Below are 21,475 nucleotides of genomic sequence, written 5' to 3'. Positions count from 1 at the left end.
CAACACGGCCCCTCGGCATAAGTACGCCCCTGTCGGGATCGATCTCAGAATCCGAAGACGGGAACGAACCGGAAGACGAGATACGCGCCGACCGTCGAGATCAGCGGGACGACATTCTGCATCAGGATGACCCGCGCGGTCGTCGAGGGGTTGAACAGGTCGGCTGCCGCGGGGATATCCTCGGGATCCTCCTCGCCGATATCCGGGAGCTCCTCGCCCTCGGTGTCGGCGGCCAGCGAGCCAACGGTGACGCGGGCGTCGCCGGCCTGATCGCTGATCGATTCGCGGGAGGCTCGCATCGTTCGGGTCGCCCGCCCCCAGCCGAGGCCGATGATCGACATCGTGGCGATGACGACGAAGCTTGCGGGGATGCCGATCGCCGAAAGGCTGATGACGAGGATCGCCGACACCGTGGCGACGACGATCGCCGCCGTCAACGGCAGCGCGGTGATGTCGTTGCCGAGGGTATCCAGCGTCCGGCGGGCGATCGTGAACGCGCCGATCCCGACGGCGACACAGGCGATGACGATGCCGGTGTTCATCTCCAGAGCCCCGCTGCCGACCAGCGGCGCGATCGCGTTGGCGACGTTGCTGGTGCCGGAGCTAAAGGCCATGATACAGCCGATCGAGACGACGATCGTGGTGCCGACCATCTCCCGTTTGGTCGTTCCCGGACCGAACGTTATCACCGGAAGCAGCCCTGAGCGATCGATCGTCAACAACGGGCCCTCAGTTTGAACGAGGGCGACCCGCTTGTTGAGCGCGGCGTAGAAGTACCGGCCGATGACCGCCGACAGCCAAAAGCCGATCACCGGGGCGACGAGCCACCAGGAGACGATCTCGCCCATGACGGCCCAATCGAGGGCGTTGCTGGCGAGGCCGAGGCCGGCGATCGCGCCGACGGCGGTCATCGAGGTCGAGGCCGGCACGCCGAAGACGTTGCCGACAAACAGCGCGAGGCCGATGAAAAACAGCACCGTAATCGAGGCCGGCAGCGTGAAGATATCCGGGTTGGTAACGAGTTCCCGACCAAGCGTGTCGACGACGCGGCGACCGATCGTCCACGCGCCGATGAAAAAGAAGACGCTCATCAGCGCGGCGGCGACGGTCTTCGAGATCGTTCCCGCACCAACCGCCGGCCCGAAGGCGGGCCCGGTGGTCGATCCACCGATGTTGTAGCCGACAAACATCGCCACGAGCACACCGATGAGTAACAATCCCTCAATCACGTCCCCCACTTTGCTCTCGGGTAGGTTAACTCGTCGGATTATCGTCGGCTGGCTGTTTGGGTTCGGCCACAACGCTTCTGCCGCAACTAGAACCCCACTTTGGTGTGTCGTAGTGGGTGTCGAAAGCGGCCTGCTGCTGGCGTCGCCAGCCCGAACGAAGTGGTTGTAACACCCGTTTGTATCACCCTGGCGATAACCACACCTAAGTTTACGCTCTGTGATAGTATGATATCCCCTTTCGATGAGCGATCACAATATCACTTCTCTCCTTTCTGTGACCGATGGGCTGTTTCTCGTTTTCGATGAAACCGGCGCGCTCGCCGATTGGAACCAGCCGGTCGTCGAGCGAACGCCCATCGACCCCGAGTCGTCGCCGACACTCACCGAGATAGTTGTCGACGACGACGCCGACAAACTGCAGGCTGCCATCGATGCGCTCGACGCGGGTGACAACACCACCATCGAGACCGTGGTGGTGACGACCGGCGGCGACCGACGCCACTACGCGTTTACGTTGCGGCAGCTCACTGATGTGCCCGACGACGGCGATCCCGCCTACGGGGCCGTCGGCCGCGACATCACCGAGCGCAAACGCGCCGAGCAGGAGCGCGAGGCGATCTTCGATCGGATGTCCGATGGTGTCTTCGCCGTCGACACCGACTGGCGGATCACCTACGCCAACTCCTTCGGCACCGAGATCCTTGCCAACGCGATGGGTCGGGATTTGACGCCCGACGAGATCGAAGGGCTCCATCTCTGGGATGAAGTCCCCGAGGCGGTCGACACCACCTTCTACGAGAAGTATCACGAGGCCTTAGAGACACAGGAGCCGGTAACGTTTGAGGAGTATTACGAGCCGCTAGATATCTGGCTCGACGTGCGGGCTTACCCCTCCGATAGTGGCTTGTCGGTGTATCTCTACGACATCACCGATCGCTACCGCCAGCGGGCGGCGGCCGAACGCCGCGAGCGCGTGCTCCGGGAGATGTACGAGATCATCGCCGACCGCGACCGCGCCTTCGAGGAGCAGGTCGAGGATCTGCTCGAACTCGGTCGAACCGAGCTCAACACCCAGTACGGCACGCTCTCGCGGATCGACGGCACCGATTACCATTTCGAGATCGTTGCCGGCGAGGATGACTCGATTCAGTCGGGCGATGTCGGCGATCTCTCGGCGACAAACTGCGAACTCGTCGCCAGCACCGAGGAGGCGGTCGTCCTCGGCGATGTCGCCCGCGACGCGCCCGAACAGACCGACCGCGCCGGCTTCACCGAGTGGGGGATCGCCTGCTACATCGGCGCGCCGGTCTTCGTCGACGACGGCGTCTACGGCACCTTCTGTTTCTATGGCTCAGAGTCGCGCGACGACCAGTTCTCCGGCTGGGAGCAAACCCTCGTCGAGCTCATGAGCCGGTGGGTGAGCTACGAGCTCCAACGCCAGCGTGCGACCGAACAGCTCGAAGCCAAGACCCAGCAGCTGGCGGCCAAAACCGAGCAGTTGGAAGCCAAAAACGAACAGCTGGAAGGGTTCGCCGGGATCGTCTCCCACGATCTCCGGAACCCCCTGGAAGTCCTCGATGGCTGGCTGGAGGCCGCCGAGCAGACGGGCGACAGCGAGGCTTTCGACCGCTGTTTCAACGCGGTCGACCGGATGGAGACCATCGTCGACGACATCCTGACGCTCGCACAGGCCGGGGCCGTCATCGACGACCGCGAGCCCGTCGCCGTGGAGGCGGTCGCAACCGCGGCGTGGGAGACCGTCGACACCCCCGACGCAACCCTTGCTATCGAGACCGATCGCACCGTCGACGCCGACCCGACCCGGCTCCAACAGCTCTTCGAGAATCTGTTCCGAAACAGCATCGAACACGCCGGCGACAGCGTCACCGTGACCGTCGGCGCGCTGCCCGATGGCTTCTATATCGAAGACGACGGCCCCGGGATCCCCGAAGACGAACGCGAGGACGTGTTTGAACACGGCTACTCGACGAACCGCGACGGCACCGGCTTCGGGCTGGCGATCGTCAGCGAGATCGCCGACGCCCACGGGTGGACGTTGACGGTGACCGAGGGGGCCGACGGCGGCGCGCGATTCGAGTGTACCGGGGTATGACCGGATGCGACTCTTCGTCAGCGTCGATCTCCCGTCGTCGCTTTCCGACGGGGTCGCGGACGTGCAAGCCCCCTTTGGGGACTGTGCGGGGCTCCGACCCACCGATCCAACGCAGGCCCACTGCACCCTCAAGTTTCTTGGCGAGACCGACCGGACCCGCGTCGATGAGATCGAGGCCGCCCTCGATACCGCTGTCGACGACGCCGGCGTCGACCCCTTCGACTGCACTGTCGGCGGGCTTGGCGTCTTTCCCTCCCCCGAGTACATCAGCGTCATCTGGGCCGGTGTCCGCGAGGGGGCTGGCGACGCCGAACTCACCGCGCTGGCCGACGCTGTCGAAGCTGAACTGACCGCTCTCGGTTTTGATCCTGCCGATCACGAATTCACCCCACACATTACCCTCGCCCGGATGGATGACGCCCGCGACAAACAGCATGTTCAACAGCTCGTCGCCGAGACCGATCCGACCGTCGGGACGTTTCAGGTCGAGAGCGTTCGACTGATCAAAAGCACGCTGACCGACGAGGGGCCGGTCTACGAGACGGTCAGCGAGATCACGCTGTAATCGATCGGGCTGTGGCTCGCGGTTGCCCTCCCCCTACGCTTCCTCCCGCAGATCGACGCCGGTGAACACAAACCGCGCCCCGCCGTCTGCCCCCTCGGTGGCTGCTACCTCCCAGCCGTGGGCCTCGGCGATCCGCTTGACGATCGCCAGCCCGAAGCCCGTCCCCTCGTGTGTCGAGCTGTGACCGGGCTCGAAGACGCTCTCGCGGTCGCTCTCGGGGATTGGCGGCCCGGTGTTTTCGACATAAAACGCGTCGGGGTCGCGCTGTGCGACACGCACCGTTATGTCGCTGCCGCCGTGTTCGATCGCATTCCGAAACAGGTTCTCGAAGATGTGCTGTAGTCGGCTTCGATCACCCATGATCGTCAGCTCGGTGTCGCAGTCGATCTCGGCGTCGGCTGTCGAGACCGTTGCCCAGCAGGTCGAGACGACCGAATCGAGGTCGACCGGGGTTGGCTCGGCGACCACCTGGCCCTGTCTGGCAAGCGTGAGCGTTTCCGAGACAAGGTCGTCGATCCGATCCAAGGCGCGGCTGATCGGCGGGATGTGCTCGCTGTCGTGGTCGTCGGCAAGCAGGTCGAGTCGACCCTGTGCCACCCCAAGCGGGTTGCGGATGTCGTGGGCGACGACCCCGGCAAACGAATCGAGCTGTTCCTTCTGGCTTCGGAGCTGTCGCTCACGGACGACGCGGTCGGTGATGTTGCGGGTGACGCCGATGATCTCGCTTACCTCACCACCGGTGACAACGGGTGTCAGACTCGTCTGCCAGTATCGCGCGCCGGTGTCGACGGGCACCTCCTCCTGATACTGGAGTGAGGCGCGCTCGTCGGCACACTCCCGGTAGTTTGCCACCATCTTCTCGCCGAGTTCAGCACCGAAGATGGCTCTCGGTGATCGGCCACGGATCTTGCCGGCGGGGATCCCCGTGATCTCCTCGAAGGCGTCGTTGACACGGGTGAACTGAAAGTTATACTCGGAGCCCTCGGCGTCAACATCGAGAAAGAACAGGCCATCGTCGACGGTCGACAGCAGCGTTCGGTACTCCTCTGCGAGGGCGCGAAACCGGTGGTCGCGGGCTTTTCGCGTCGAGATATCGCGGGTGTTGATGACGTACCGCCCCTCCGATGTCGGCGTCGACGATGCGACCGATTCCACCCAGAGGTAGTCGTCGCCGGCCACCTGATGGCGGTATTCGATGTTTTTGACCTGGTGATCTGTCGCCGCCTGTAGCGTCTGAAAGGCGTCCATCACACGCTCGCGGTCGTCGGGGTGAATGTAGTCGGCAACCGGCTCGCCGATCAGTGCCGCCTGTTCGTAGCCGTAGAGCGGTTCGATCGCCGGGCTCTCATAGCGGATCGTCCCGTCGGCATCAAGTACGGTCAGGAGATCCGCGGAGTGTGTCGGCAGCGTCTCCAGCCCTGCGATCGATGGCTCCGCCTCGGTCAGCTCCGATGGCGGCGTCTGTTCGTCCATGGGTTTTCTCGGAGCCGGGCACAAATGACGTTACTGGTTGACACAGTCGATCTCGGCTGCGACGTCTGGCTGGCACAGTCGCTGTCGACTGCGGTGGTTGGTCGGCACAGTCGTTGCCGGTCGCTGTGTCTGGCTGGCACAGACGCTGTCGGGAGCCCCCGGAACCCTTTTGCGGCCGACTGGCCTATCGGCGTTCAACATGGGAACAGGCTCCGATATGTATCGCCAGCAGATCCTCGATCACTACAAGAGCCCCCGAAACTACGGGGAACTTGAGGATCCGGATTTCAGCCATACCGGCGAAAACCCTTCCTGTGGCGATACGATCCAGATGGACGTGAAGCTCGGCGAGGACAACGAGGAGATCGAATACGTCAGCTTCACCGGCGACGGCTGTGCGATCTCACAGGCCTCCGCAAGCATGCTCTCCGAACGGCTTGTCGGGATGACACTGGCGGAACTGGAAGAGCTGGAGACCGACGATATCACCGACATGCTTGGCGTGACGATCTCGCCGATGCGGATCCCCTGTGCGGTCTTGGGCAATCAGGTCGCCAAAGACGGCGCGAAGATCTACCAGGGCGAGCTCAATCCCGAGGATTACGGCGAGACGATCACCGAGGAGTGAGCGGCTGCTCGCTGCGGTCGGAGATCCGCTGTCGACGAGAACTGTGGTCGACTATGTGTGATACGACGACTCACAGCTCGCCGAACAGAAGTGTTTGTACGATACTTTGCCGTCGTCGCCGGTCGTCGCAATGACGCGGTGAGTCGGCAGCTGGGTGATTCGGTTGCCGCAGACCGAACATTCCGGCGCGTTTTCTTCGGAGATTGTTGATTCGCTCATGCAGTAATAGCTACACCGGGTGTGTGCATAACGCTACCGCGGCTATGCTGTGTGTTCGCACAGCCCAAATCGCTACGCTGTATCCCGATTTTTGCTCACGAACCGGTTACAGCCGCTCGGCGATATCCTCGGCGAAGTAGGTCAAGATCAGATCCGCGCCCGCCCGCTTGATGCTCAGCAGCGACTCATACGCTGTCGCTTCGAGATCCAGCCACCCCTTCTCGGCGGCGGCGTGGATCATCGCATACTCCCCGGAAACGTTGTAGGCGGCGACCGGTTTGTCGGAGTTCTCGCGGACATCACGGACGATATCGAGATACGGCAGAGCGGGTTTCACCATCAACACGTCCGCGCCCTCCTCGGCGTCGAGAGCAACCTCGCGTTTGGCCTCCCGGCGATTTGCGGGATCCATCTGGTAGTGTCGGCGGTCGCCGAAGGCTGGCGCGCCGTCGGCGGCCTCCCGGAACGGGCCGTAGAAGGCGGATTCGTATTTTGCGGCGTAGCTCATGATCGGGATATGCTCGAAGCCCGCCTCGTCCAACCCCTCGCGGATCGCCCCGACCATCCCGTCGGTCATACTGGATGGCGCGACCATGTCCGCGCCGGCCTCGGCTTGGGAGACGGCGATATCGGCCAACAGATCCAGGGTCTCGTCGTTTTTCACCGTCAGCGTCGGGTCGTCGTGGGCGTGGGGTTCGAGGACGCCGCAGTGGCCGTGGTCGGTGTACTCACAGAGACAAACGTCGCCGATGACGTAGGCGTCGGTGTTGTCAGTGATCTCGCTGATCCCGCGCTGGACAACACCATCTGCGGCGTAGGCCTCGCTGCCAACGTCGTCTTTTGTCTCGGGGATGCCGAAGACGATGACGGCCTCGACGCCCGTTTCGCGGATCTCCTCGACGCGGGCGGCGGCCTCGTTGACAGGGACGCGCTCGTGGCCGGGCATCGAGCTGATCGGCACGCGCTCGTCGGTGGTTTCATCGACGAAGACGGGCGCGATGAGATCCTGTGCGTCGACGCTCGTCTCGCTGACGAGCGGTCGGATCCCGTCGGTACGGAGACGGCGTGGCCGGTCAGTCGGCGTAAACGACATATCGGGAGATCGACCGCACCGCCCAAAGACGTATCGCTCTCAAAACAGCCGTCGTGGGTGGAAACCGCGTCGCTCGGCTACTCGGTGCGGTTGACGTCAAGTTGGTCTTCGAGGTCGGCGAGCTCGGCGGAGTCGGTGAGCTCCTCCATCCGCTCCCGGAAATGATCCGTACAGAGCCCGACCTTCAGCCCGTCTTTCTCCGCCGCAAACGCCGCCTCCTCCTCGCAGTAATGACAGCGCATACCACTCTCTACGTCTGCACCGTGTTTAACTCACCGCTTTTCGAGCTGGTGTCGAAACTGTGAAACGATCGCCGCCGGCGGCCCCGCCCGCCCCAGCGTCCGGTCGTGGGCGTCGCTCCCGCCGGTCGCCAGCAGGTCGTGGGTCTTGATAGTGTCGTCGACGACGGTGTGGTCGACCGCGCGGTCATAGGGGTAGTAGCGTTCGACCGCATCGAGCGCGGCCGCGTGATCGAGTGCGCCGGTGGGATCGTCATACCGCAACGGGTGGGCCAACGCAACGATCGGACAGGCCTCGGTTAGCAGGTCGACCCCGCGATCAAACGACGTGATCTCGCGGGCGACGTAGCACGGGCAGTCGTTGCCGATGAGATCGTCGAAGGCTTCCTGATAGCCGTCGGCGGCGTCGCTTTCGGCGATCGCTCTGGCGATGTGTGGCCGACCGATCCCCGGCTGTGGGTCGAGATCAAGATCGACGCCGAGCCGGGACTCGACGCAGTCGATGATCTCGCGGGCGCGATCGATCCGATCCTGTTGGAGGCGATCACATTCGGCGACGAGCGCGTCGGTCGGCTCGACCCCATACCCCAGCAGATCGAGTCGCTGATCGCCGGTTTCGACGCGGAGTTCGATCCCGCGAACGATGGTGATCCCGTCGCGGTCGGTGACCGGGGCGTCGAGCTCGGGATGGATCCGGTCGTGATCGGTGACGGCGACCCACTCGACACCGGCCCGCGTGGCGGCCGCAGGGAGCTCGTCGATAGTCAGCGTGCCGTCCGAGACGGTCGTGTGGACGTGGAGATCCGCGGCCGGCTGTTCCATATGTGTCGTCGCCGCCACGGCTCAAAGAGCGTGTCGACCCCCACATGATCACGTCACCCCTCTCTCATACCCCAATCACGTCGCTACGCCCTCGCCGATATTTCGGGTGGCAAACTGATCGATCGATCCAACCCAGCACTGTTTTCCGCTTCCCAGCCAACATCTCGCTATGGCGAATCCAACCGCGACCCTGCAGACGAACCACGGCGACATCACCGTCGAGCTCTTCGAGGAGCGCGCGCCCAACACCGTCGGCAACTTCATCGGGCTGGCGACCGGCTCCAAGGAGTGGACCGACCCCGAAACCGGCGACACCGTCAAAAACGAGCCGCTGTACGACGATGTGCTCTTCCACCGCGTCATTGACGACTTCATGATCCAAGGCGGCGACCCGACTGGCACCGGCCGCGGCGGCCCCGGCTACGAGTTCGACGACGAGTTCCACGACGAACTCACCCACGACAAGGCAGGCATCCTTAGTATGGCGAACTCCGGGCCGAACACCAACGGCTCGCAGTTTTTCATCACCCTCGACGCGACGCCGCATCTTGACGGCAAACACTCCGTCTTCGGCGAGGTCACCGACGGGATGGATGTCGTCGAGGAGATCGGCTCGGTTCCGACGGGTCGCAACGACGAACCGCGCGAGGATGTTGTCCTCGAATCGGTCGACGTCGAGTGGCACTGATCGGCGGCGCGATACACCCACTGTTGGTGGCGGCTTTGGTACAACCTCGTGATTTTGCGCTGATATTCAGGTTTTCACCGATTGAGTGTCGATCCGGCGGTCTGATTGCGGTTAGGGATAAAAGCTGGCGACAACGCTTATGTTGTGGTACGGCATACCATGACATGAATCGAATGTTCGAACCATTTTCCGACGGCTACTACCTCGGCGAACTGTACGTCGAACCGCACGACGGCGACCGCGCCGTCATCCAACAGGCCGACCACGAGGCCGTCAACAAACAGCTGTATGCCGACAACGAGGGTGTCGAACGGCTGGACGCGCCGCTGGTGATGAAGCTCGACACCGCCCACTTCCCGGTCGGCGGCGACGAAGGCGTTCCCTCCGGCACGCTGGCGGTGCCATCGGAACTCCTTGATGAGCAGACCGCGAGTGCACGCGAGGTGTTCCTCGCCGACCGCGAGCGCGCGATGGAGCTGTTGCGGTATGCGGGCTGGGAGCCGGCGGCCGGTACCTGACGGGTCGACGACCCCACGTTTCAAGTCCGCCGGCTGCGGTCATCCGGCATGCTCGATAAGCTGCTCGGACGCGCCGAACTCAAGGCCCGTATCGAGGAGTTGGAGGACGAAAACCACCATCTGGAGCGACAGCTGGAGGCCGAATCCGACCGCCGTGCCGACGCTGTCAGCGACAAGCAGGATGCCGAGGAGCGGGTCAACCGACTGGAAGACCGGATCGCCGAGCTCGAAGACCGCGTCGAACGCAGCCAGGAACGCGACGAGCGCGATCGGGAGCCACGGCGCGCCGAATCGCTCCGCGGTGATCGCCTCGCAAGCGTTCTCGACCGCCTCGAATCGGTCACGACAGGGCCGGAGGGCGCGCTCAGCGCGGCGATCACCGATGACAACACGTTGCCAGACGCTGTCACAACCGCCGCCGGCGACGACTCAGCCGGCGTCATTCGCGGAGCCGCGCCGACGCTGTACTACACCGACGACGCCGGGATCGTCTCGGTCGCGCTCCGGCCGCCGATCCTGCCCGATGCCTTCACCGCGTGGGACAACACGTTCGACATCGACCGTGAGTGGTTCCAGCCCGTCGGGCGATTGGTGTTTGCGGTCGTTCGCGCCGACGTGTGTGCGGTCGGCGTCTATGAGGGCGGCGAGCGTGTCGACTTCGAGGGGTTCGAAAGCTCGGTCAAATCCGAGCACTCGAAGGGCGGCTTCTCTCAGAGCCGCTTCGAGCGCATCCGCGACGAGCAGATCGACGAACATCTCGATGAATCGGCCGAGTTGATCGAGACACTGATCGAGGATAGCGATCCCGACCGGGTCGTGCTCACCGGCGAGCAGGCCATCGTCGGCGAGCTCGCGGAGCTGGCCGACCACACCGCCAGCACCGACGCCGGCGGGAAGCCAGCGGACGCGATCGAACATGCCTTCGCCGACTTCTGGACGACGCGGCTGGTCGCGGTCTGAGCGATCGCAGTGAAGACCAGCGGGCTACCGGACGACCGTTACCGGCACCGGCGACCGCCGCACAACCGTCTCGGAGACGCTGCCGAGCAGCAGGCGCGCGGCCCCATCGCGGCCGTGACTTCCCATCACGATCTGGTCGATGTCGTGCTCCGCAACACAGCCGACGAGCTCGGTGGCGGGGCGGCCGGCCAGCAGTTCGCGTTCGGTCACTCGGTCATCGCCGGCGGTCGCCTCTGCCTCCTCGAACAGTTCCTCGGCGCGTTCGCGTTGATCGTTGACGACGCCGGCCGGATTGCCGAGCAGGCCGTCAGCACCGACACCCCCATCGACCGGTGTGAGGACGTGGACGAGCACGATCGTTGCCTCCGGGAAGGTATCCAGCGCGTAACGCAGTGCCTCCTGTGACGGCGGCGAGCCATCCAGGGGTACGAGGATTCGGCGAGCCATACCCGACCCTTTCGCCGACAGGCGTAAAGTATCACGGCCGACCGGCTCACTATCCGTGTCGACTCGATCAAACCCGTCACCCAACCGGGGGTGTGCCGACAGCGCACGACGGCCGGTGGTACACACTCCGTTGGAGCCACCATTCGCTGTCGCACACCCAGCAATCCTCGTTCTGGCAGGCACCGAATCGAACGCCGCCGTCTGTGACTTCCATGCGAGCGCGTTCGCTGTCGACGACGACTACGAGATCATCACGTTTTGAGGCGGCTCGGCGATATCGCTTCTCGGTGTGGCTGTTTTATCCACGCCGAATCCCGGCGATCAGTGTTCTGTCGATCTCGTCGTAGCTGACCGTCCGGCCGTTGTATTCGCTGCTAAACTGTGCTGCGTCGTCGCTGTCGGAAAACGGGAGGAGCACCGCTCCCATCCCACCCCGTGCGTCGCTGTCGGCGACGTAGGTGAGCTCCGTTGCGTCGGCGAACGTTTCCGGAGCTGTCGGAGCCGGCATCGTCATCGATTCGGGCGACAGCTCCCACTCAATCGCCGAATAGTCGGTCACATAGATCGCGGTCGCTTCGGCCCCGTTGTCACGCATCTCGAAATGGTAGGGAAACAGTCCGTAGACCAGCGTATGAAACCACGCAACGTTGTCAGGGACATCATCCGCAACACGGGCACCCTGCCGCGGTTGTGGCTCGGTGTCCGCATAGAAGATCTGGCCGTTAGGGCCGCCATGATCGCCGATCACCATCCCGCCTTGGAAGTCCGTCTTTTGGCCTGAGAGATCAATTGGATCCGGTGTTTGCCCGCCAGCTCCGCCTTGCATACAGCCAGCGATTGTGAGCACGCCAGCGGCGGCCGCGCCACTCATAAATCGGCGTCTGCTTCTCATACCAGTAGAGAACCGCTGAACGTCGAAAACCGTTTGCAAAACACACGCTCGCTTGTGCTGCTGTCTCTGTCACCCAGCGATAGCGGTGGTTGAGCAGCGTTGCCGAGAGCCGTGTGGCGACGAACAACCCCCATCGAAACGCTGTGGGCGTTTCCGGTAACCACTCACCCGGTGTAGTCGAACTGAACCGCGAGATGGCCGTCGGGAACACCCCAGTAGGCAAACCGGTAGCGACCCGGCTGGAGATCGGGACAGATCGTGAGGTCGTCCTCGTGGGGGTGGCCCGCGAGTAGCCCGTCCTCGGTGAGTTCAAACGACCACGTGAACCCCTCGCCGGGGCGTTGTCCGATCCCGATGTCGGTATAGAGGAGGCGGTCGGCATCCCCAGTTGTCCCGCGAATCTCCTCCCAGCCCGCTTCGGTTTGCAGCTGTAGATTGTACTTGTGTTTGTTGCCCGTCGTCAGATACTCGCTCGATACGTTGACAAGCCGGAACTCGATCTCGTCGCCCTGCCCGACGGTGAGGTCGTCGCCAGCGTCACCGGGGGTGTGGGCCCGAAGCGCGAACGTCGGGTTTCCACTGTCGTTGGTGACCGTACCGTACGCGACGCTGTCGTCGACGTACTCGGGGTGGCGTTCGAAGCCGTCGGTCGCACAATCGAGAGCAGCCGGCACCGCCGGCGGGTCGCCGTCGGGCTGGATGCCGCCAGCCAGGCTGTCGGGGTCGATAACTGGCGTGTCAGCGTCGACCTCGGCGGTCGTCCCCCAGCCGTTGGTGAGTGTGACCCGCGTTGCCGCCGGGAGATCCTCGCCGGTGACGCGAACGAACGCCGAGGGGTAGGTGATCGCCTGCGTACACATGATTCCCTCCTCGCTGGTGTCGACCGCGCTGGCGGTCGCGGTGATCGCGTCGTCGTCGATGGTGACATCTTCGACGGCGAGTTCGCGGTAACAGCCGTTGGGGCCGACCGACTGGAGATAGAGGATGGCCGCCGAATCAAAGTCGGTTGCATCGAGAAAATCGACCACAGCCTCGGGTGTCGACTCGCGGTCGTCGACGAGCCAGCGGAGCGCGTCGCGGCTCTCAAAGCGCGCGACGACGCCAACCGAGTCGGTCGGAATCGCGGTGGTGGCCCACCGCGGCTCGCTGAAGCCGGTTCCGAGCTGGAGCACATCGTCCATGGCTGATCGGTCGTCGACTGCGTTGCCGGGGTCGGTCGGCGCGCCGGCACAGCCGGCGAGGGTTGCGGCTCCCACGCCGAGGCCGGCGAGATAGGAACGGCGGTGCATACAGATTCGTCAGCCGACCGGCGTAAGTGTCTTCGGTCGGCTTCGATCGCTGTTTGAGTGCGTTTCGGTACCTATTTCGATTCGTCGTCGCGGAGCTCGTCGAGTTCGGCTTCCACCTCGGCGTCGTTGACCTCGGCCTCAAGATCCGCCAGCTCGTCGTCGGCGTCGGCCGTGCTGGTCTCGACATCCGGCTCCGCGTCGAGATCGGCGTCATCGACATCGATCTCGTCGGCGTCGGCCTCGGCCGACCCCCCATCGCCGTCACTCATCTCGGCTTTCAGCGTGTCGAGCTCGGAGTCGACGGTTTTGCTCGTCGACAGCGATTCGAGCTCGCGGTCGATCTCGTCGCCATCCGAGAGGGCGTCGTCGAACGCGCCGGTTTCCTCCAGTTCGTTCATCGCCTCGGCGCGGGCTTCCATCTCCTCGGTGCGCTCCTCGGCGCGCTCGATCGAGCGGGCGACATCGCCCATCTCGTCGCCGACGCCGCTGAGTGCCTCCGAAACTTGGGAGGAGGCCTCGGCGGCCTCGTATTTCGCCTTCATCGTCTCCTTTTTCGTGCGGAACTCCTCGATGCGGCCCTGGAGTTTGTCCTTCTTGTCGACGAGATCGTCCTGTGTCGCCTGCAGGTCGGCGATTTGGTCGTTGAGCTCCTCGATCTGGTTCATCTTCGATTGCTTCTTTTCGAGGGCCTTGCGGGCGAGGTCGTCCCGATCCTGCCGGACGGCTTCTCGGGCCTGCTCGTTGTGTTTGTCGACGTTTTCCTCCAGTCGGCGTTTCTGAATCTCCAACCGTTTCTTCTGGGTCGTCAGATCGGCGATCCCCTGTTTCACGTCCTGGAGTTCGTCCCGCATCTTCTCGTAGGAGTAATCCAGCGTCTCGGTGGGGTCTTCCGATCGGTTGAGGAGGGCGTTAAGCTTCGACCGGATAACGTAGGAGGTGCGCGAGAGGATTCCCATACCCCCCGTTGGGCCACGCAATGCTTAAAACCTGAGATCCCCGGGTCTACCGCCGGTCTGCACCGATCTGGGCTCGGTTCGGCTCCCGTCGAGACGGCAGGCGATCCGCGAGCTACTCATCCGGTTCCCAATACTGATAGGGCTGATCGCGTCAGCCTCCCTATCAGCATAGCGGCCACAGCTACACGCGGGGCGGTCATCCACACAGCCAGTCTGGTGGAGAGCAACTAAATGTCAGCAAACAAAACAGCAGGTGGACGCACACGACTCGCCGGGCGCGCTACCCCTCTACGACGACCGACTGTCAGCCCGTCGGCTACACCGATGCTGCCGCCCCGGGAGCGACACCGATGATCACAGCCATGGACGACCGCCACAGCGATCCGAGCGAGCCGCCGTTGTTTGCGGCCGTTGAGCGGCTCGTCGGTGTCGGCGGCTGGGTGTACGACAGTGACAGCGAGACCCTGTCGGCGACCGATGAAGCCGCCCGAATCAGTGGCTGTGCGTCGCCGGCTGCGATGACTCTCGACGCCGTTATTGACTGTTTCCACCCCGACGACCAGCCGGCGGTGCGGGCGGCCATCGCAGACGCCATCGAGACCGGGGCGGCTTTTGAGAGCGAGTGGCGTCTCGACAGCGACGAACCACGGTGGGTGCGGGTCTACGGTGAACCCGTCGACGGCGAGGGGTCATCCCGGCTCAGTGGGGCGATCGAGGAGATCACCGATCAGCGACGCCACGAGGGGCGGCTGAACGCACTATTCGAGACAAACCGCCGGCTGCTTGACGCCGAGACGCCGCCGGCGGTTGCCGAGGTCGCCGTCACCGCCGCCGCGGACGTGCTCGGCCTGTCGCTCAACGGTGTCCACCTCTACGATCCGACCGCCGACGCGCTTGAACCGGCGGCGATGAGCGACGCCGCACGGGAGGCCTTCGGCGAGCCGCCAACCTTCGCGGCCGGCGAGGGGATCGCATGGACGGTCTTCAAGACCGGTGAAGCCCGCGTCTTCGACGATGTTCGAGCCGCCGACGCGGTGTACAACGATGACACCGCGGTTCGCAGCGAGATCGCCGTTCCGCTGGGCGACCACGGCGTCTTTCTTGCGGCTGCATCGACGCCGAACGCCTTCGACGAGCGAACCGTCTCGCTGGCGAAGCTGTTGGGGACGGCCGTCGAGACCGCACTCGACCAGCTGGAACAAAAACGCCGGCTGCGACGACAAAACGACCGACTGGAAGCCTTCGCCGGTATCGTCTCTCACGACCTCCGCAACCCGCTGTCGGTGGCGACCGCCGGGATCGAAGTCGCCCGCACCCAGGGGGCTGAGGCCGACGCGCTCGATCGGGTCGAAACCGCCCACGAGCGGATGGAAACGCTGATCGACGATCTGCTGGCGTTGGCCGAAACCGGACAGGATCTCAACCCGGACGCACTCGGGCCGGTCTCGCTGTCGCGGGTCGCCGAGGATGCGTGGGCGACGATCGCGGCCGACCAGGCGTCGCTTGTCGTTGACGACGACAGCCACCTGATCGCTGACGCCTCCCGGCTCCAGCAACTGCTGGAAAATCTCTGTGCGAACAGTATCGAACACAGCGAGGGCCCTGTGACGGTTCGGATCGGCACGCTCCCCGACGGCTTCTACGTCGCCGACGACGGCCCCGGCATCAATCCAGCCGACCGCGAGGCTGTCTTCGAGACGGGGTACTCCACCGCCGACGAGGGAACGGGGCTCGGCCTGCGGATCGTCCGCACCGTCGCCGAGGCCCACGGCTGGACGGCCACACTCACCGAATCGGCGACCGGCGGCGCGCGCTTCGAGATCACCGGCGTCGACCACGCCACCGATCACAGTTAAGCCGATCCGGTTCCTACCCCCGACGATGCGTCGTCCATTCGAGCGACTCCCGCCGGCGTCGGTGACGATCCGGGTCGATCCGTCGGCATCGGTCGCCCCTCTTCAGGACGCGCTCTCGCGCCTGTTCGACGACCAGCAGGTGTCGGTGACGACGGCCGAGGGCCAGCCCGACGGCCAGCCCGACGGGCAGGCCGCCGACGATACCGACGAGGTCGCGGTCGTCCGCGATGGCGAGGTCGTCGCCACCTCTTCGGCATCGGCGATGATGCGGTCGCTGCTGTTGGTCAACTCGGATGTGTACATCACCGGCAGCCGCGGGCTCGACGAGGCCGCCCTGCCGCCGACGGTGCAGGCCCTCCACGACCTGCAGTTTCGGCTGGCAGGGTATCCTGAATCCGACTCCGAGAAGCTGCTGTTGATCGCGCTCTCGCGGGCGATCGAACGCCGCGCGCTCGATGCGGGACAGGGGACGCTTCGGGTCGGCTTTCAGCGGCTCTCCCGCCTTGTCGACGAAGCCGGCACCCGCCGTGTCTACGAGCGACTCACCGAGACCGATCTCGCTGTCCACGCCTACGGTGTCGGCGACACCGCGTTGCCGGACTCGCTTTCGGTCACCGCCCACACCGGCACCACCGAGTTCCACCGCCGCGGCTGGTTTGTCGTCTTCGAGCCGCCCGCCGCAAGCGACGCCGAGCCGGCCGCGCTGTATGCCATCGAGGTTGGCGACAACCGCTGGGACGGGTTTTGGACGTACACCCCCGAGCGGGTCGATGGGATCACCGAGGTCATCACCGATCTCGTGATGCCGCCATCGGAACCGGGATGAATCGCCCGATAGCGAAATCGGGGGGGCCACCCGGTCGCGGAACCGCCGATGGCAGCGGGTGGATTTAAGCGATGGCAGGCCCGACATGTGGGAACGACACCGTGAGCGACGGGCCATCACGCGACCCGGCGAAGGCAACAGCCGACGACAGCGACGCGATTCGCACCCTGCTCGTCGACGACGATCAGGATTTCGTCGCCCTGGCCTCGACGCTGTTGGAGGCCGAAAGCGACCGTATCGAAACCACCACGGAAACGCGGCCCGCCGACGCCCTCGATCGGGTCGATCTCGACGCCATCGACTGCATCGTCAGCGACTACCGGATGCCGGAGATGGACGGCATCGAGTTTCTCGAAACCGTCCGGGCCGACTACCCGGAGCTCCCGTTTATTCTCTTTACGGGCAAGGGCGACGAGGAGGTCGCCAAACAGGCGATCTCGGCGGATGTGAGCGACTACATGGTGAAGGATGGCTCCGCCGAGCAGTACGCCATCTCGGCGACCCGGATCGAAAACCTCGTCGACCAGTATCGCACCCAACAACGGAGCCACCACCGCCAGCGGCTTGACGCGCTCAGCCAGCGCGTTCTCGAAGCCGTGCTGACCGAGCCGACGCCAGAGGCCATCGAACGGGCTGTCTGTGACTGTCTCATCGACGATCTCTACGGCGCGGCGTGGATCGGCCGGCGTGATCCCCGCGACGGAACGTTTGCATCGGGCGCGAGTGCCGGCGCGACCGCGCTATTCGAGGCCCTGTCGATCACGACCGACCGCGAGCCCGACGCCGTCGAGGAACACGCGATCGCCGACGGCGAGCAACATGTCGCCGAGGGGTTGGCAACGCGGGACAGCGAGTGGGCGCGAACCGCCGCTGACCACGGCTTTGGGGCCGCCGTCGGCGTGCCGATCATCGCCGAGGGGGTGCCATACGGCGTTCTCGGCGTCTACACCCGCCGCTCGGCGATCGACGACATCGAGGCCGAAACGCTCTCGCGGCTGGCGGATCTGACGGCCTTCGCCATCGGGGCCAGCAAGCGACGCCGCGGCGACACCAGCGGGCAAGTGGTCGAACTCACCGTCGACGCCTCCGCCGCCGACCTCCCGTTTGTTCGGCTGGCCGACGCGCTGGGTGTCGGTGTCGAACTCGTCGAAACGAGCCACCGCCGCGACGGGACGCCGTTGACGCTGTACCGCGTCGATACCGACGGCGATCTCGATGCGAGTGACCTCACGGCGGCGCGGGAGACGCTGGCCGCCGAGACGGTCGAGGCTGTCGACGGCGATGGGGCCGCAGATCTCGCGGTCGCGGCCGCCAACCCGTGGTGGGAGCGGTTGGTCGACGGCTACGGCGCGAACGTTCGGACGGCCACCGCCGGCGACAGCGCGACGCTGGTAGTCGAACTCCCGCCGAGCGTGACCGTCCGGAGCGTTGTCGACCACCTTGGGGAGCACCATCCGGGGCTGGAACTGGTCGGCCGGCGGGGGCTCCACCGTGAGGGCCAGTCGGTCGAGACGGTCGCCGCCGCGGTGACCGAGACACTGACCGACCGCCAACAGGAGGTCGTCGAGACGGCCTACCGGGCGGGCTACTACGAGTGGCCCCACGAGGCCTCAAGCGAGGCTGTCGCCGAGCTGCTGGGGATCACTCAGCCCACCTTCGCCGAACACTTCTGGACGGCCCAACGCCGGATCATCGAAACGCTGCTCGATCCCGACGAGAGATCGACCACCGACTGAGTTCTCGCACCCAACTCGGGGTTGTGGGTGATCGCTGTCGGGTGATTGGTCGCTGTCTAAACCCTGGCCCTATACTGATAGGTTCCCTCTCAGCTGCGTCCCCCTATCTACATAGCGGGTACGGTTAGGTGTGTTTCCACCAACACATGAAGTGATGATCGACACCATCACCGACCTCCTGTCCGACGACGACAGCGCGACCGATGACAACTCTGAAATCGACCCGACCGGCGAGACCGACACCGCCGACGATGGTGTCGAAGCCACCGAGGGCGACACCGCCGACGATGGTGTCGAAACCACCGAGGCTGACACCGCCGCTGATGGTATCGAAGCCACCGAGGCTGACACCGCCGACGATGGTATCGAGGCTGCCGATACTGACACCACCGTCGACGATGGTACCAAGGCTGCCGATGATACTGAGACAACTGACCCTGCCCGCGAGACGGGGACTGAAGCGTCTCCCGAGCCGGCTGTCGACCGACAGGACGCGACCGACAGCCCAGCGACGACAGCCGCAGCCGACGCCGAGCAGACGATGGCCGCCGACGGCGGCGTTCAGTCACAGCCCGCACCCCAGAGCTCGAACGGCGAGGGGACAGTTGAGCCCGCAACACCCGAGATCGATCCGGTCGAGGCCGTGGAGGCCAGAGACGACGTGGTCGTCCTCGAAGCCGACCGCCTCGAAGAGATGCAGACCTCGATGCAGGAGCTTGCGGCGGCGGCCGCCCAGATCACCGAAAGCACCGAGGAGGTCAACGGCGTTGCCAGCGAACAGGCCGACAATATGTCGCAGGTCTCCAACGAGGCCTCCGACCTGTCGGCGACCATCGAGGAGATCGCCTCCAGCGCGGATCAGGTGCGCGCCGAAAGCGACAAAGCCCGCCAGCTGGCCGACGAGAGCCAGGCGGCCGCCAACGACGCCATCGACGCGATGGATACCGTCGACGAGGCCGCCAGCGAGGTCGCCGACGATATCACCGATCTTCGGGAGCGCGTCGAGAACATCGACGAGATCGTCGCCGTGATTCAGGATATCGCCGAGCAGACGAACCTGCTGGCACTCAATGCCTCGATCGAGGCCGCCCGCGCAGGCGACGCTGGTGACGGGTTCGCGGTCGTCGCCGACGAGATCAAAACGCTCGCCGAGGAGACCCAAGAGCAGGCCGTCGACATCGAGGAGATGGCCAACCGGATCAAGGACAACACCGACGAAACGGTCGACAGCATCGATGAGGCCAACAAGCAGATCGACGACGGGCTCGGACAGGTCGACACCGCCATCGAGAGCCTCGAACGGATCGGTGACGCGGTCGGCGAGATCAACGACGGCATCAAGGAGGTCGCCGACGCGACCGACGAGCAGGCCGCCAGCACCGAGGAGATCGCCGCGATGACCGACGACGCAAACGACAACGCCCGGCTGCTGGCCCAGGAGATGGACGAGCTCGCCGCGGCCAGCCAAGAACAGACCAGCATGGTCAGCGAGATCGCCACCCACGTCGAGGCGGTCAGCGAGGAGTACACCGTCGACTTCGAGGCCAGCCGCAACTAAGGAGGCTGCTATGAGCGACACCACACAGGTACTCACGTTCACGCTGGGCGAGGAGGAGTACTGCGTCCCGATCGACTACGTCGCCGAGATCGTCGGCGGCGACACGGTGCGATCGGTGCCGAACACCGAGGCCCACGTCGAAGGCGTCACCGACCTTCGCGGGGAGACGACAACGATCGTCGACCCGAGCACGCTGCTGGAGGTCGACACCGGGCAGCTGCTGACCGACGGCGGCGAGGCGACCGAGCGGATCATCGTCCTCGATGAGGACGCCCTCGGCACCGAGTCACCGGTCGGCTGGCTTGTCGAGGAGGTACGGGAGGTCAGCGAGGTCGCCGGCGACGCACTCGACGCCGGTAGCGTCACCGATAGCCCGTTTCTCCGGGGCTTCCTGAAGGACGACGAGGATGACAGCTTCACCCTGTGGCTCGATCCACACGAACTGACCGCCTGAGACGACCCGACCTGCGGATACCGCGATTCACCACACTCCCTTTCACTCATACTCATGAACGCGACCACACGCCAACCGACCGAGAACTGGGCCGGCGCGTCGGCGACGACCGACGCCACAACGCCCGCACACGACGCGGATTCACTCGCGGACTCGCTGGCGACCGCCGAGCGAGCACGCGACACCGATCCCTCGACATCGAGCGCGGAATCGACGACAACTGCGACGACTGCGGCGACATCGACTGAGGCACCAACAACCGAGACACCAACAGTCGGGTCGACAACGGCCGACTCAGCGACTGACGAGGTGTCAGTTCCGACCCGACTCCCCGAACCGGAGACGACGATCTACCGGGATTCGACGACCGTGATCCGACTGCTACAGACCGAGACGATGACGGATGCGGTCGAGGTGAGACTGTATCGTGCTGCCGACGCCGGCACCGATTCGGTGTCGACCACGATGGCGACTGACGGCGGCCGGCGGGAGTCCGTTGACGTGCTGTCGGCACCGACACGACAGCGATTCGAGACCGCTGTCGACGCCGTCGCCGATCGGTTCGATCTCGCGGTCGCCGACGACGGCCGACTCCGGGCGCGCCGCGACGACCATGGCCGGGCTGGCATCCTCGAATTTGCCGCCCGGCTCACCGATCGCTAGGAAATTAACTCGATTTGTACTTCCAGTAAATTTATACCCCTGTCGCCGCAATGTGCTGGTGATGCCCCAGATCACTGTCTCCGATGACCTGTACCGACAGCTCGAAGCTGAATCGCTCGACACGGACATCAGCGAAACGCTCTGGAAGATGGTTGGTTCCTACCGGCGCGCAAACAATCCTGAGTCGGATACGGCCTGATCGGCTCGGTTCCGTTCCTTGTAGTCCCCGCTGACCGCGAACAGTTTTGCTG

At 64.7% G+C, this 21,475-nt stretch carries 24 protein-coding genes; 14 read left to right on the top strand and 10 right to left on the bottom strand.

Features of this window, described 5'->3' with window-relative positions; genetic code table 11:
* Positions 1 to 44: 44 nt before the first annotated feature.
* Positions 45 to 1,229: an inorganic phosphate transporter gene (locus EWF95_RS08860; protein ID WP_142443696.1), complete on the bottom strand. Its 1,185-nt coding sequence runs from the start codon at positions 1,227 to 1,229 to the stop codon at positions 45 to 47.
* 241 nt (positions 1,230 to 1,470) lie between these two features.
* Between EWF95_RS08860 and EWF95_RS08855 the strand changes: the two genes are divergently transcribed.
* Together EWF95_RS08855 and thpR are read left to right on the top strand one after the other, a co-directional pair.
* Positions 1,471 to 3,342, top strand: a complete 1,872-nt coding sequence (locus EWF95_RS08855; RefSeq protein ID WP_142443695.1) for a sensor histidine kinase — start codon at positions 1,471 to 1,473, stop codon at positions 3,340 to 3,342.
* Between the two features lie 4 nt (positions 3,343 to 3,346).
* Positions 3,347 to 3,907 (top strand): RNA 2',3'-cyclic phosphodiesterase, encoded by a 561-nt coding sequence (thpR, locus tag EWF95_RS08850; protein ID WP_142443694.1) that lies wholly within the window; start codon positions 3,347 to 3,349, stop codon positions 3,905 to 3,907.
* 33 nt (positions 3,908 to 3,940) lie between these two features.
* Here thpR and EWF95_RS08845 read toward each other — a convergent pair whose 3' ends face one another.
* The gene (locus tag EWF95_RS08845; RefSeq protein WP_142443693.1) at positions 3,941 to 5,380 is read right to left on the bottom strand and encodes a PAS domain-containing sensor histidine kinase; all 1,440 of its coding nucleotides are present in this window, start codon (positions 5,378 to 5,380) and stop codon (positions 3,941 to 3,943) included.
* Between the two features lie 199 nt (positions 5,381 to 5,579).
* Here EWF95_RS08845 and sufU point away from each other — a divergent pair, with 199 nt between their 5' ends.
* On the top strand, positions 5,580 to 6,008 hold the full coding sequence (sufU, locus tag EWF95_RS08840; RefSeq protein WP_142443692.1) for a Fe-S cluster assembly sulfur transfer protein SufU: 429 nt from the start codon (positions 5,580 to 5,582) through the stop codon (positions 6,006 to 6,008).
* A gap of 51 nt (positions 6,009 to 6,059) precedes the next feature.
* Here the strand turns inward: sufU and EWF95_RS13570 are convergent, their stop codons facing one another.
* The 4 genes from EWF95_RS13570 to EWF95_RS08830 all read right to left on the bottom strand — a co-directional run bounded on the left by EWF95_RS13570 (position 6,060) and on the right by EWF95_RS08830 (position 8,381).
* Positions 6,060 to 6,227, bottom strand: coding sequence for a DUF7576 family protein (locus EWF95_RS13570; RefSeq protein WP_185911750.1), 168 nt, complete (start codon positions 6,225 to 6,227; stop codon positions 6,060 to 6,062).
* A gap of 106 nt (positions 6,228 to 6,333) precedes the next feature.
* Positions 6,334 to 7,320 (bottom strand): porphobilinogen synthase, encoded by a 987-nt coding sequence (hemB, locus tag EWF95_RS08835; RefSeq protein WP_142443691.1) that lies wholly within the window; start codon positions 7,318 to 7,320, stop codon positions 6,334 to 6,336.
* 77 nt (positions 7,321 to 7,397) lie between these two features.
* Positions 7,398 to 7,562, bottom strand: coding sequence for a DUF6757 family protein (locus EWF95_RS13565; RefSeq protein ID WP_185911749.1), 165 nt, complete (start codon positions 7,560 to 7,562; stop codon positions 7,398 to 7,400).
* Between the two features lie 30 nt (positions 7,563 to 7,592).
* Positions 7,593 to 8,381 (bottom strand): PHP domain-containing protein, encoded by a 789-nt coding sequence (locus EWF95_RS08830; RefSeq protein WP_142443690.1) that lies wholly within the window; start codon positions 8,379 to 8,381, stop codon positions 7,593 to 7,595.
* Between the two features lie 169 nt (positions 8,382 to 8,550).
* On the opposite strand from EWF95_RS08830, the gene EWF95_RS08825 reads away from it, so the two are divergent.
* The 3 genes from EWF95_RS08825 (at position 8,551) to EWF95_RS08815 (ending at position 10,547) form a co-directional block, all read left to right on the top strand.
* A complete protein-coding gene (locus EWF95_RS08825; RefSeq protein ID WP_142443689.1) occupies positions 8,551 to 9,069 on the top strand; it encodes a peptidylprolyl isomerase in 519 nt (172 codons plus the stop codon).
* A gap of 173 nt (positions 9,070 to 9,242) precedes the next feature.
* Complete coding sequence (locus EWF95_RS08820) at positions 9,243 to 9,587, top strand: DUF5802 family protein (protein WP_142443934.1); 345 nt, start codon at positions 9,243 to 9,245, stop codon at positions 9,585 to 9,587.
* Positions 9,588 to 9,635: 48 nt separating this feature from the next.
* Positions 9,636 to 10,547: a Vms1/Ankzf1 family peptidyl-tRNA hydrolase gene (locus EWF95_RS08815; RefSeq protein WP_142443688.1), complete on the top strand. Its 912-nt coding sequence runs from the start codon at positions 9,636 to 9,638 to the stop codon at positions 10,545 to 10,547.
* Between the two features lie 24 nt (positions 10,548 to 10,571).
* Here the strand turns inward: EWF95_RS08815 and EWF95_RS08810 are convergent, their stop codons facing one another.
* On the bottom strand, positions 10,572 to 10,994 hold the full coding sequence (locus tag EWF95_RS08810) for a universal stress protein (protein ID WP_142443687.1): 423 nt from the start codon (positions 10,992 to 10,994) through the stop codon (positions 10,572 to 10,574).
* Positions 10,995 to 11,109: 115 nt separating this feature from the next.
* On the opposite strand from EWF95_RS08810, the gene EWF95_RS13560 reads away from it, so the two are divergent.
* On the top strand, positions 11,110 to 11,256 hold the full coding sequence (locus EWF95_RS13560) for a hypothetical protein (RefSeq protein WP_185911748.1): 147 nt from the start codon (positions 11,110 to 11,112) through the stop codon (positions 11,254 to 11,256).
* Positions 11,257 to 11,292: 36 nt separating this feature from the next.
* Here EWF95_RS13560 and EWF95_RS08805 read toward each other — a convergent pair whose 3' ends face one another.
* The 3 genes from EWF95_RS08805 to EWF95_RS08795 all read right to left on the bottom strand — a co-directional run bounded on the left by EWF95_RS08805 (position 11,293) and on the right by EWF95_RS08795 (position 14,131).
* The gene (locus EWF95_RS08805) at positions 11,293 to 11,886 is read right to left on the bottom strand and encodes a nitrous oxide reductase accessory protein NosL (RefSeq protein ID WP_142443686.1); all 594 of its coding nucleotides are present in this window, start codon (positions 11,884 to 11,886) and stop codon (positions 11,293 to 11,295) included.
* Between the two features lie 164 nt (positions 11,887 to 12,050).
* Complete coding sequence (locus EWF95_RS08800) at positions 12,051 to 13,175, bottom strand: hypothetical protein (protein ID WP_142443685.1); 1,125 nt, start codon at positions 13,173 to 13,175, stop codon at positions 12,051 to 12,053.
* Between the two features lie 71 nt (positions 13,176 to 13,246).
* Entirely contained in the window at positions 13,247 to 14,131 is an 885-nt protein-coding gene (locus EWF95_RS08795; protein WP_142443684.1) for a PspA/IM30 family protein, read from the bottom strand.
* 350 nt (positions 14,132 to 14,481) lie between these two features.
* Here EWF95_RS08795 and EWF95_RS08790 point away from each other — a divergent pair, with 350 nt between their 5' ends.
* The 7 genes from EWF95_RS08790 (at position 14,482) to EWF95_RS13555 (ending at position 21,423) form a co-directional block, all read left to right on the top strand.
* Positions 14,482 to 15,987, top strand: coding sequence for a sensor histidine kinase (locus tag EWF95_RS08790; protein ID WP_142443683.1), 1,506 nt, complete (start codon positions 14,482 to 14,484; stop codon positions 15,985 to 15,987).
* A 25-nt stretch (positions 15,988 to 16,012) separates the two neighbouring features.
* Positions 16,013 to 16,813, top strand: a complete 801-nt coding sequence (locus tag EWF95_RS08785; protein ID WP_142443682.1) for a DICT sensory domain-containing protein — start codon at positions 16,013 to 16,015, stop codon at positions 16,811 to 16,813.
* Between the two features lie 71 nt (positions 16,814 to 16,884).
* Entirely contained in the window at positions 16,885 to 18,549 is a 1,665-nt protein-coding gene (locus EWF95_RS08780; protein WP_142443681.1) for a response regulator, read from the top strand.
* 154 nt (positions 18,550 to 18,703) lie between these two features.
* Complete coding sequence (locus EWF95_RS08775) at positions 18,704 to 20,107, top strand: methyl-accepting chemotaxis protein (protein WP_142443680.1); 1,404 nt, start codon at positions 18,704 to 18,706, stop codon at positions 20,105 to 20,107.
* A gap of 10 nt (positions 20,108 to 20,117) precedes the next feature.
* The gene (locus EWF95_RS08770) at positions 20,118 to 20,561 is read left to right on the top strand and encodes a chemotaxis protein CheW (RefSeq protein ID WP_142443679.1); all 444 of its coding nucleotides are present in this window, start codon (positions 20,118 to 20,120) and stop codon (positions 20,559 to 20,561) included.
* Positions 20,562 to 20,615: 54 nt separating this feature from the next.
* Entirely contained in the window at positions 20,616 to 21,224 is a 609-nt protein-coding gene (locus EWF95_RS08765; RefSeq protein WP_142443678.1) for a hypothetical protein, read from the top strand.
* A gap of 61 nt (positions 21,225 to 21,285) precedes the next feature.
* The gene (locus tag EWF95_RS13555) at positions 21,286 to 21,423 is read left to right on the top strand and encodes a hypothetical protein (protein WP_165853305.1); all 138 of its coding nucleotides are present in this window, start codon (positions 21,286 to 21,288) and stop codon (positions 21,421 to 21,423) included.
* Positions 21,424 to 21,475 lie beyond the last annotated feature (52 nt).

It is taken from the genome of Halonotius roseus, assembly GCF_006861655.1.
Lineage (GTDB): Archaea > Halobacteriota > Halobacteria > Halobacteriales > Haloferacaceae > Halonotius > Halonotius roseus.
Note: the sequence above shows the minus strand (reverse complement) of the source record. Positions and strands in the feature narration are given on the sequence as shown.

Excerpts from the sequence above, each read along its gene's own strand:
- EWF95_RS08855 (WP_142443695.1), top strand. The coding sequence starts at position 1,471 with ATGAGCGATCACAATATCACTTCTCTCCTTTCTGTGACCGATGGGCTG.
- thpR (WP_142443694.1), top strand. The coding sequence starts at position 3,347 with ATGCGACTCTTCGTCAGCGTCGATCTCCCGTCGTCGCTTTCCGACGGG.
- EWF95_RS08845 (WP_142443693.1), bottom strand. The coding sequence starts at position 5,380 with ATGGACGAACAGACGCCGCCATCGGAGCTGACCGAGGCGGAGCCATCG.
- sufU (WP_142443692.1), top strand. The coding sequence starts at position 5,580 with ATGGGAACAGGCTCCGATATGTATCGCCAGCAGATCCTCGATCACTAC.
- EWF95_RS13570 (WP_185911750.1), bottom strand. The coding sequence starts at position 6,227 with ATGAGCGAATCAACAATCTCCGAAGAAAACGCGCCGGAATGTTCGGTC.
- hemB (WP_142443691.1), bottom strand. The coding sequence starts at position 7,320 with ATGTCGTTTACGCCGACTGACCGGCCACGCCGTCTCCGTACCGACGGG.
- EWF95_RS13565 (WP_185911749.1), bottom strand. The coding sequence starts at position 7,562 with ATGCGCTGTCATTACTGCGAGGAGGAGGCGGCGTTTGCGGCGGAGAAA.
- EWF95_RS08830 (WP_142443690.1), bottom strand. The coding sequence starts at position 8,381 with ATGGAACAGCCGGCCGCGGATCTCCACGTCCACACGACCGTCTCGGAC.
- EWF95_RS08825 (WP_142443689.1), top strand. The coding sequence starts at position 8,551 with ATGGCGAATCCAACCGCGACCCTGCAGACGAACCACGGCGACATCACC.
- EWF95_RS08820 (WP_142443934.1), top strand. The coding sequence starts at position 9,243 with ATGTTCGAACCATTTTCCGACGGCTACTACCTCGGCGAACTGTACGTC.
- EWF95_RS08815 (WP_142443688.1), top strand. The coding sequence starts at position 9,636 with ATGCTCGATAAGCTGCTCGGACGCGCCGAACTCAAGGCCCGTATCGAG.
- EWF95_RS08810 (WP_142443687.1), bottom strand. The coding sequence starts at position 10,994 with ATGGCTCGCCGAATCCTCGTACCCCTGGATGGCTCGCCGCCGTCACAG.
- EWF95_RS08805 (WP_142443686.1), bottom strand. The coding sequence starts at position 11,886 with ATGAGAAGCAGACGCCGATTTATGAGTGGCGCGGCCGCCGCTGGCGTG.
- EWF95_RS08800 (WP_142443685.1), bottom strand. The coding sequence starts at position 13,175 with ATGCACCGCCGTTCCTATCTCGCCGGCCTCGGCGTGGGAGCCGCAACC.
- EWF95_RS08795 (WP_142443684.1), bottom strand. The coding sequence starts at position 14,131 with ATGGGAATCCTCTCGCGCACCTCCTACGTTATCCGGTCGAAGCTTAAC.
- EWF95_RS08790 (WP_142443683.1), top strand. The coding sequence starts at position 14,482 with ATGATCACAGCCATGGACGACCGCCACAGCGATCCGAGCGAGCCGCCG.
- EWF95_RS08785 (WP_142443682.1), top strand. The coding sequence starts at position 16,013 with ATGCGTCGTCCATTCGAGCGACTCCCGCCGGCGTCGGTGACGATCCGG.
- EWF95_RS08780 (WP_142443681.1), top strand. The coding sequence starts at position 16,885 with ATGGCAGGCCCGACATGTGGGAACGACACCGTGAGCGACGGGCCATCA.
- EWF95_RS08775 (WP_142443680.1), top strand. The coding sequence starts at position 18,704 with ATGATCGACACCATCACCGACCTCCTGTCCGACGACGACAGCGCGACC.
- EWF95_RS08770 (WP_142443679.1), top strand. The coding sequence starts at position 20,118 with ATGAGCGACACCACACAGGTACTCACGTTCACGCTGGGCGAGGAGGAG.
- EWF95_RS08765 (WP_142443678.1), top strand. The coding sequence starts at position 20,616 with ATGAACGCGACCACACGCCAACCGACCGAGAACTGGGCCGGCGCGTCG.
- EWF95_RS13555 (WP_165853305.1), top strand. The coding sequence starts at position 21,286 with ATGCCCCAGATCACTGTCTCCGATGACCTGTACCGACAGCTCGAAGCT.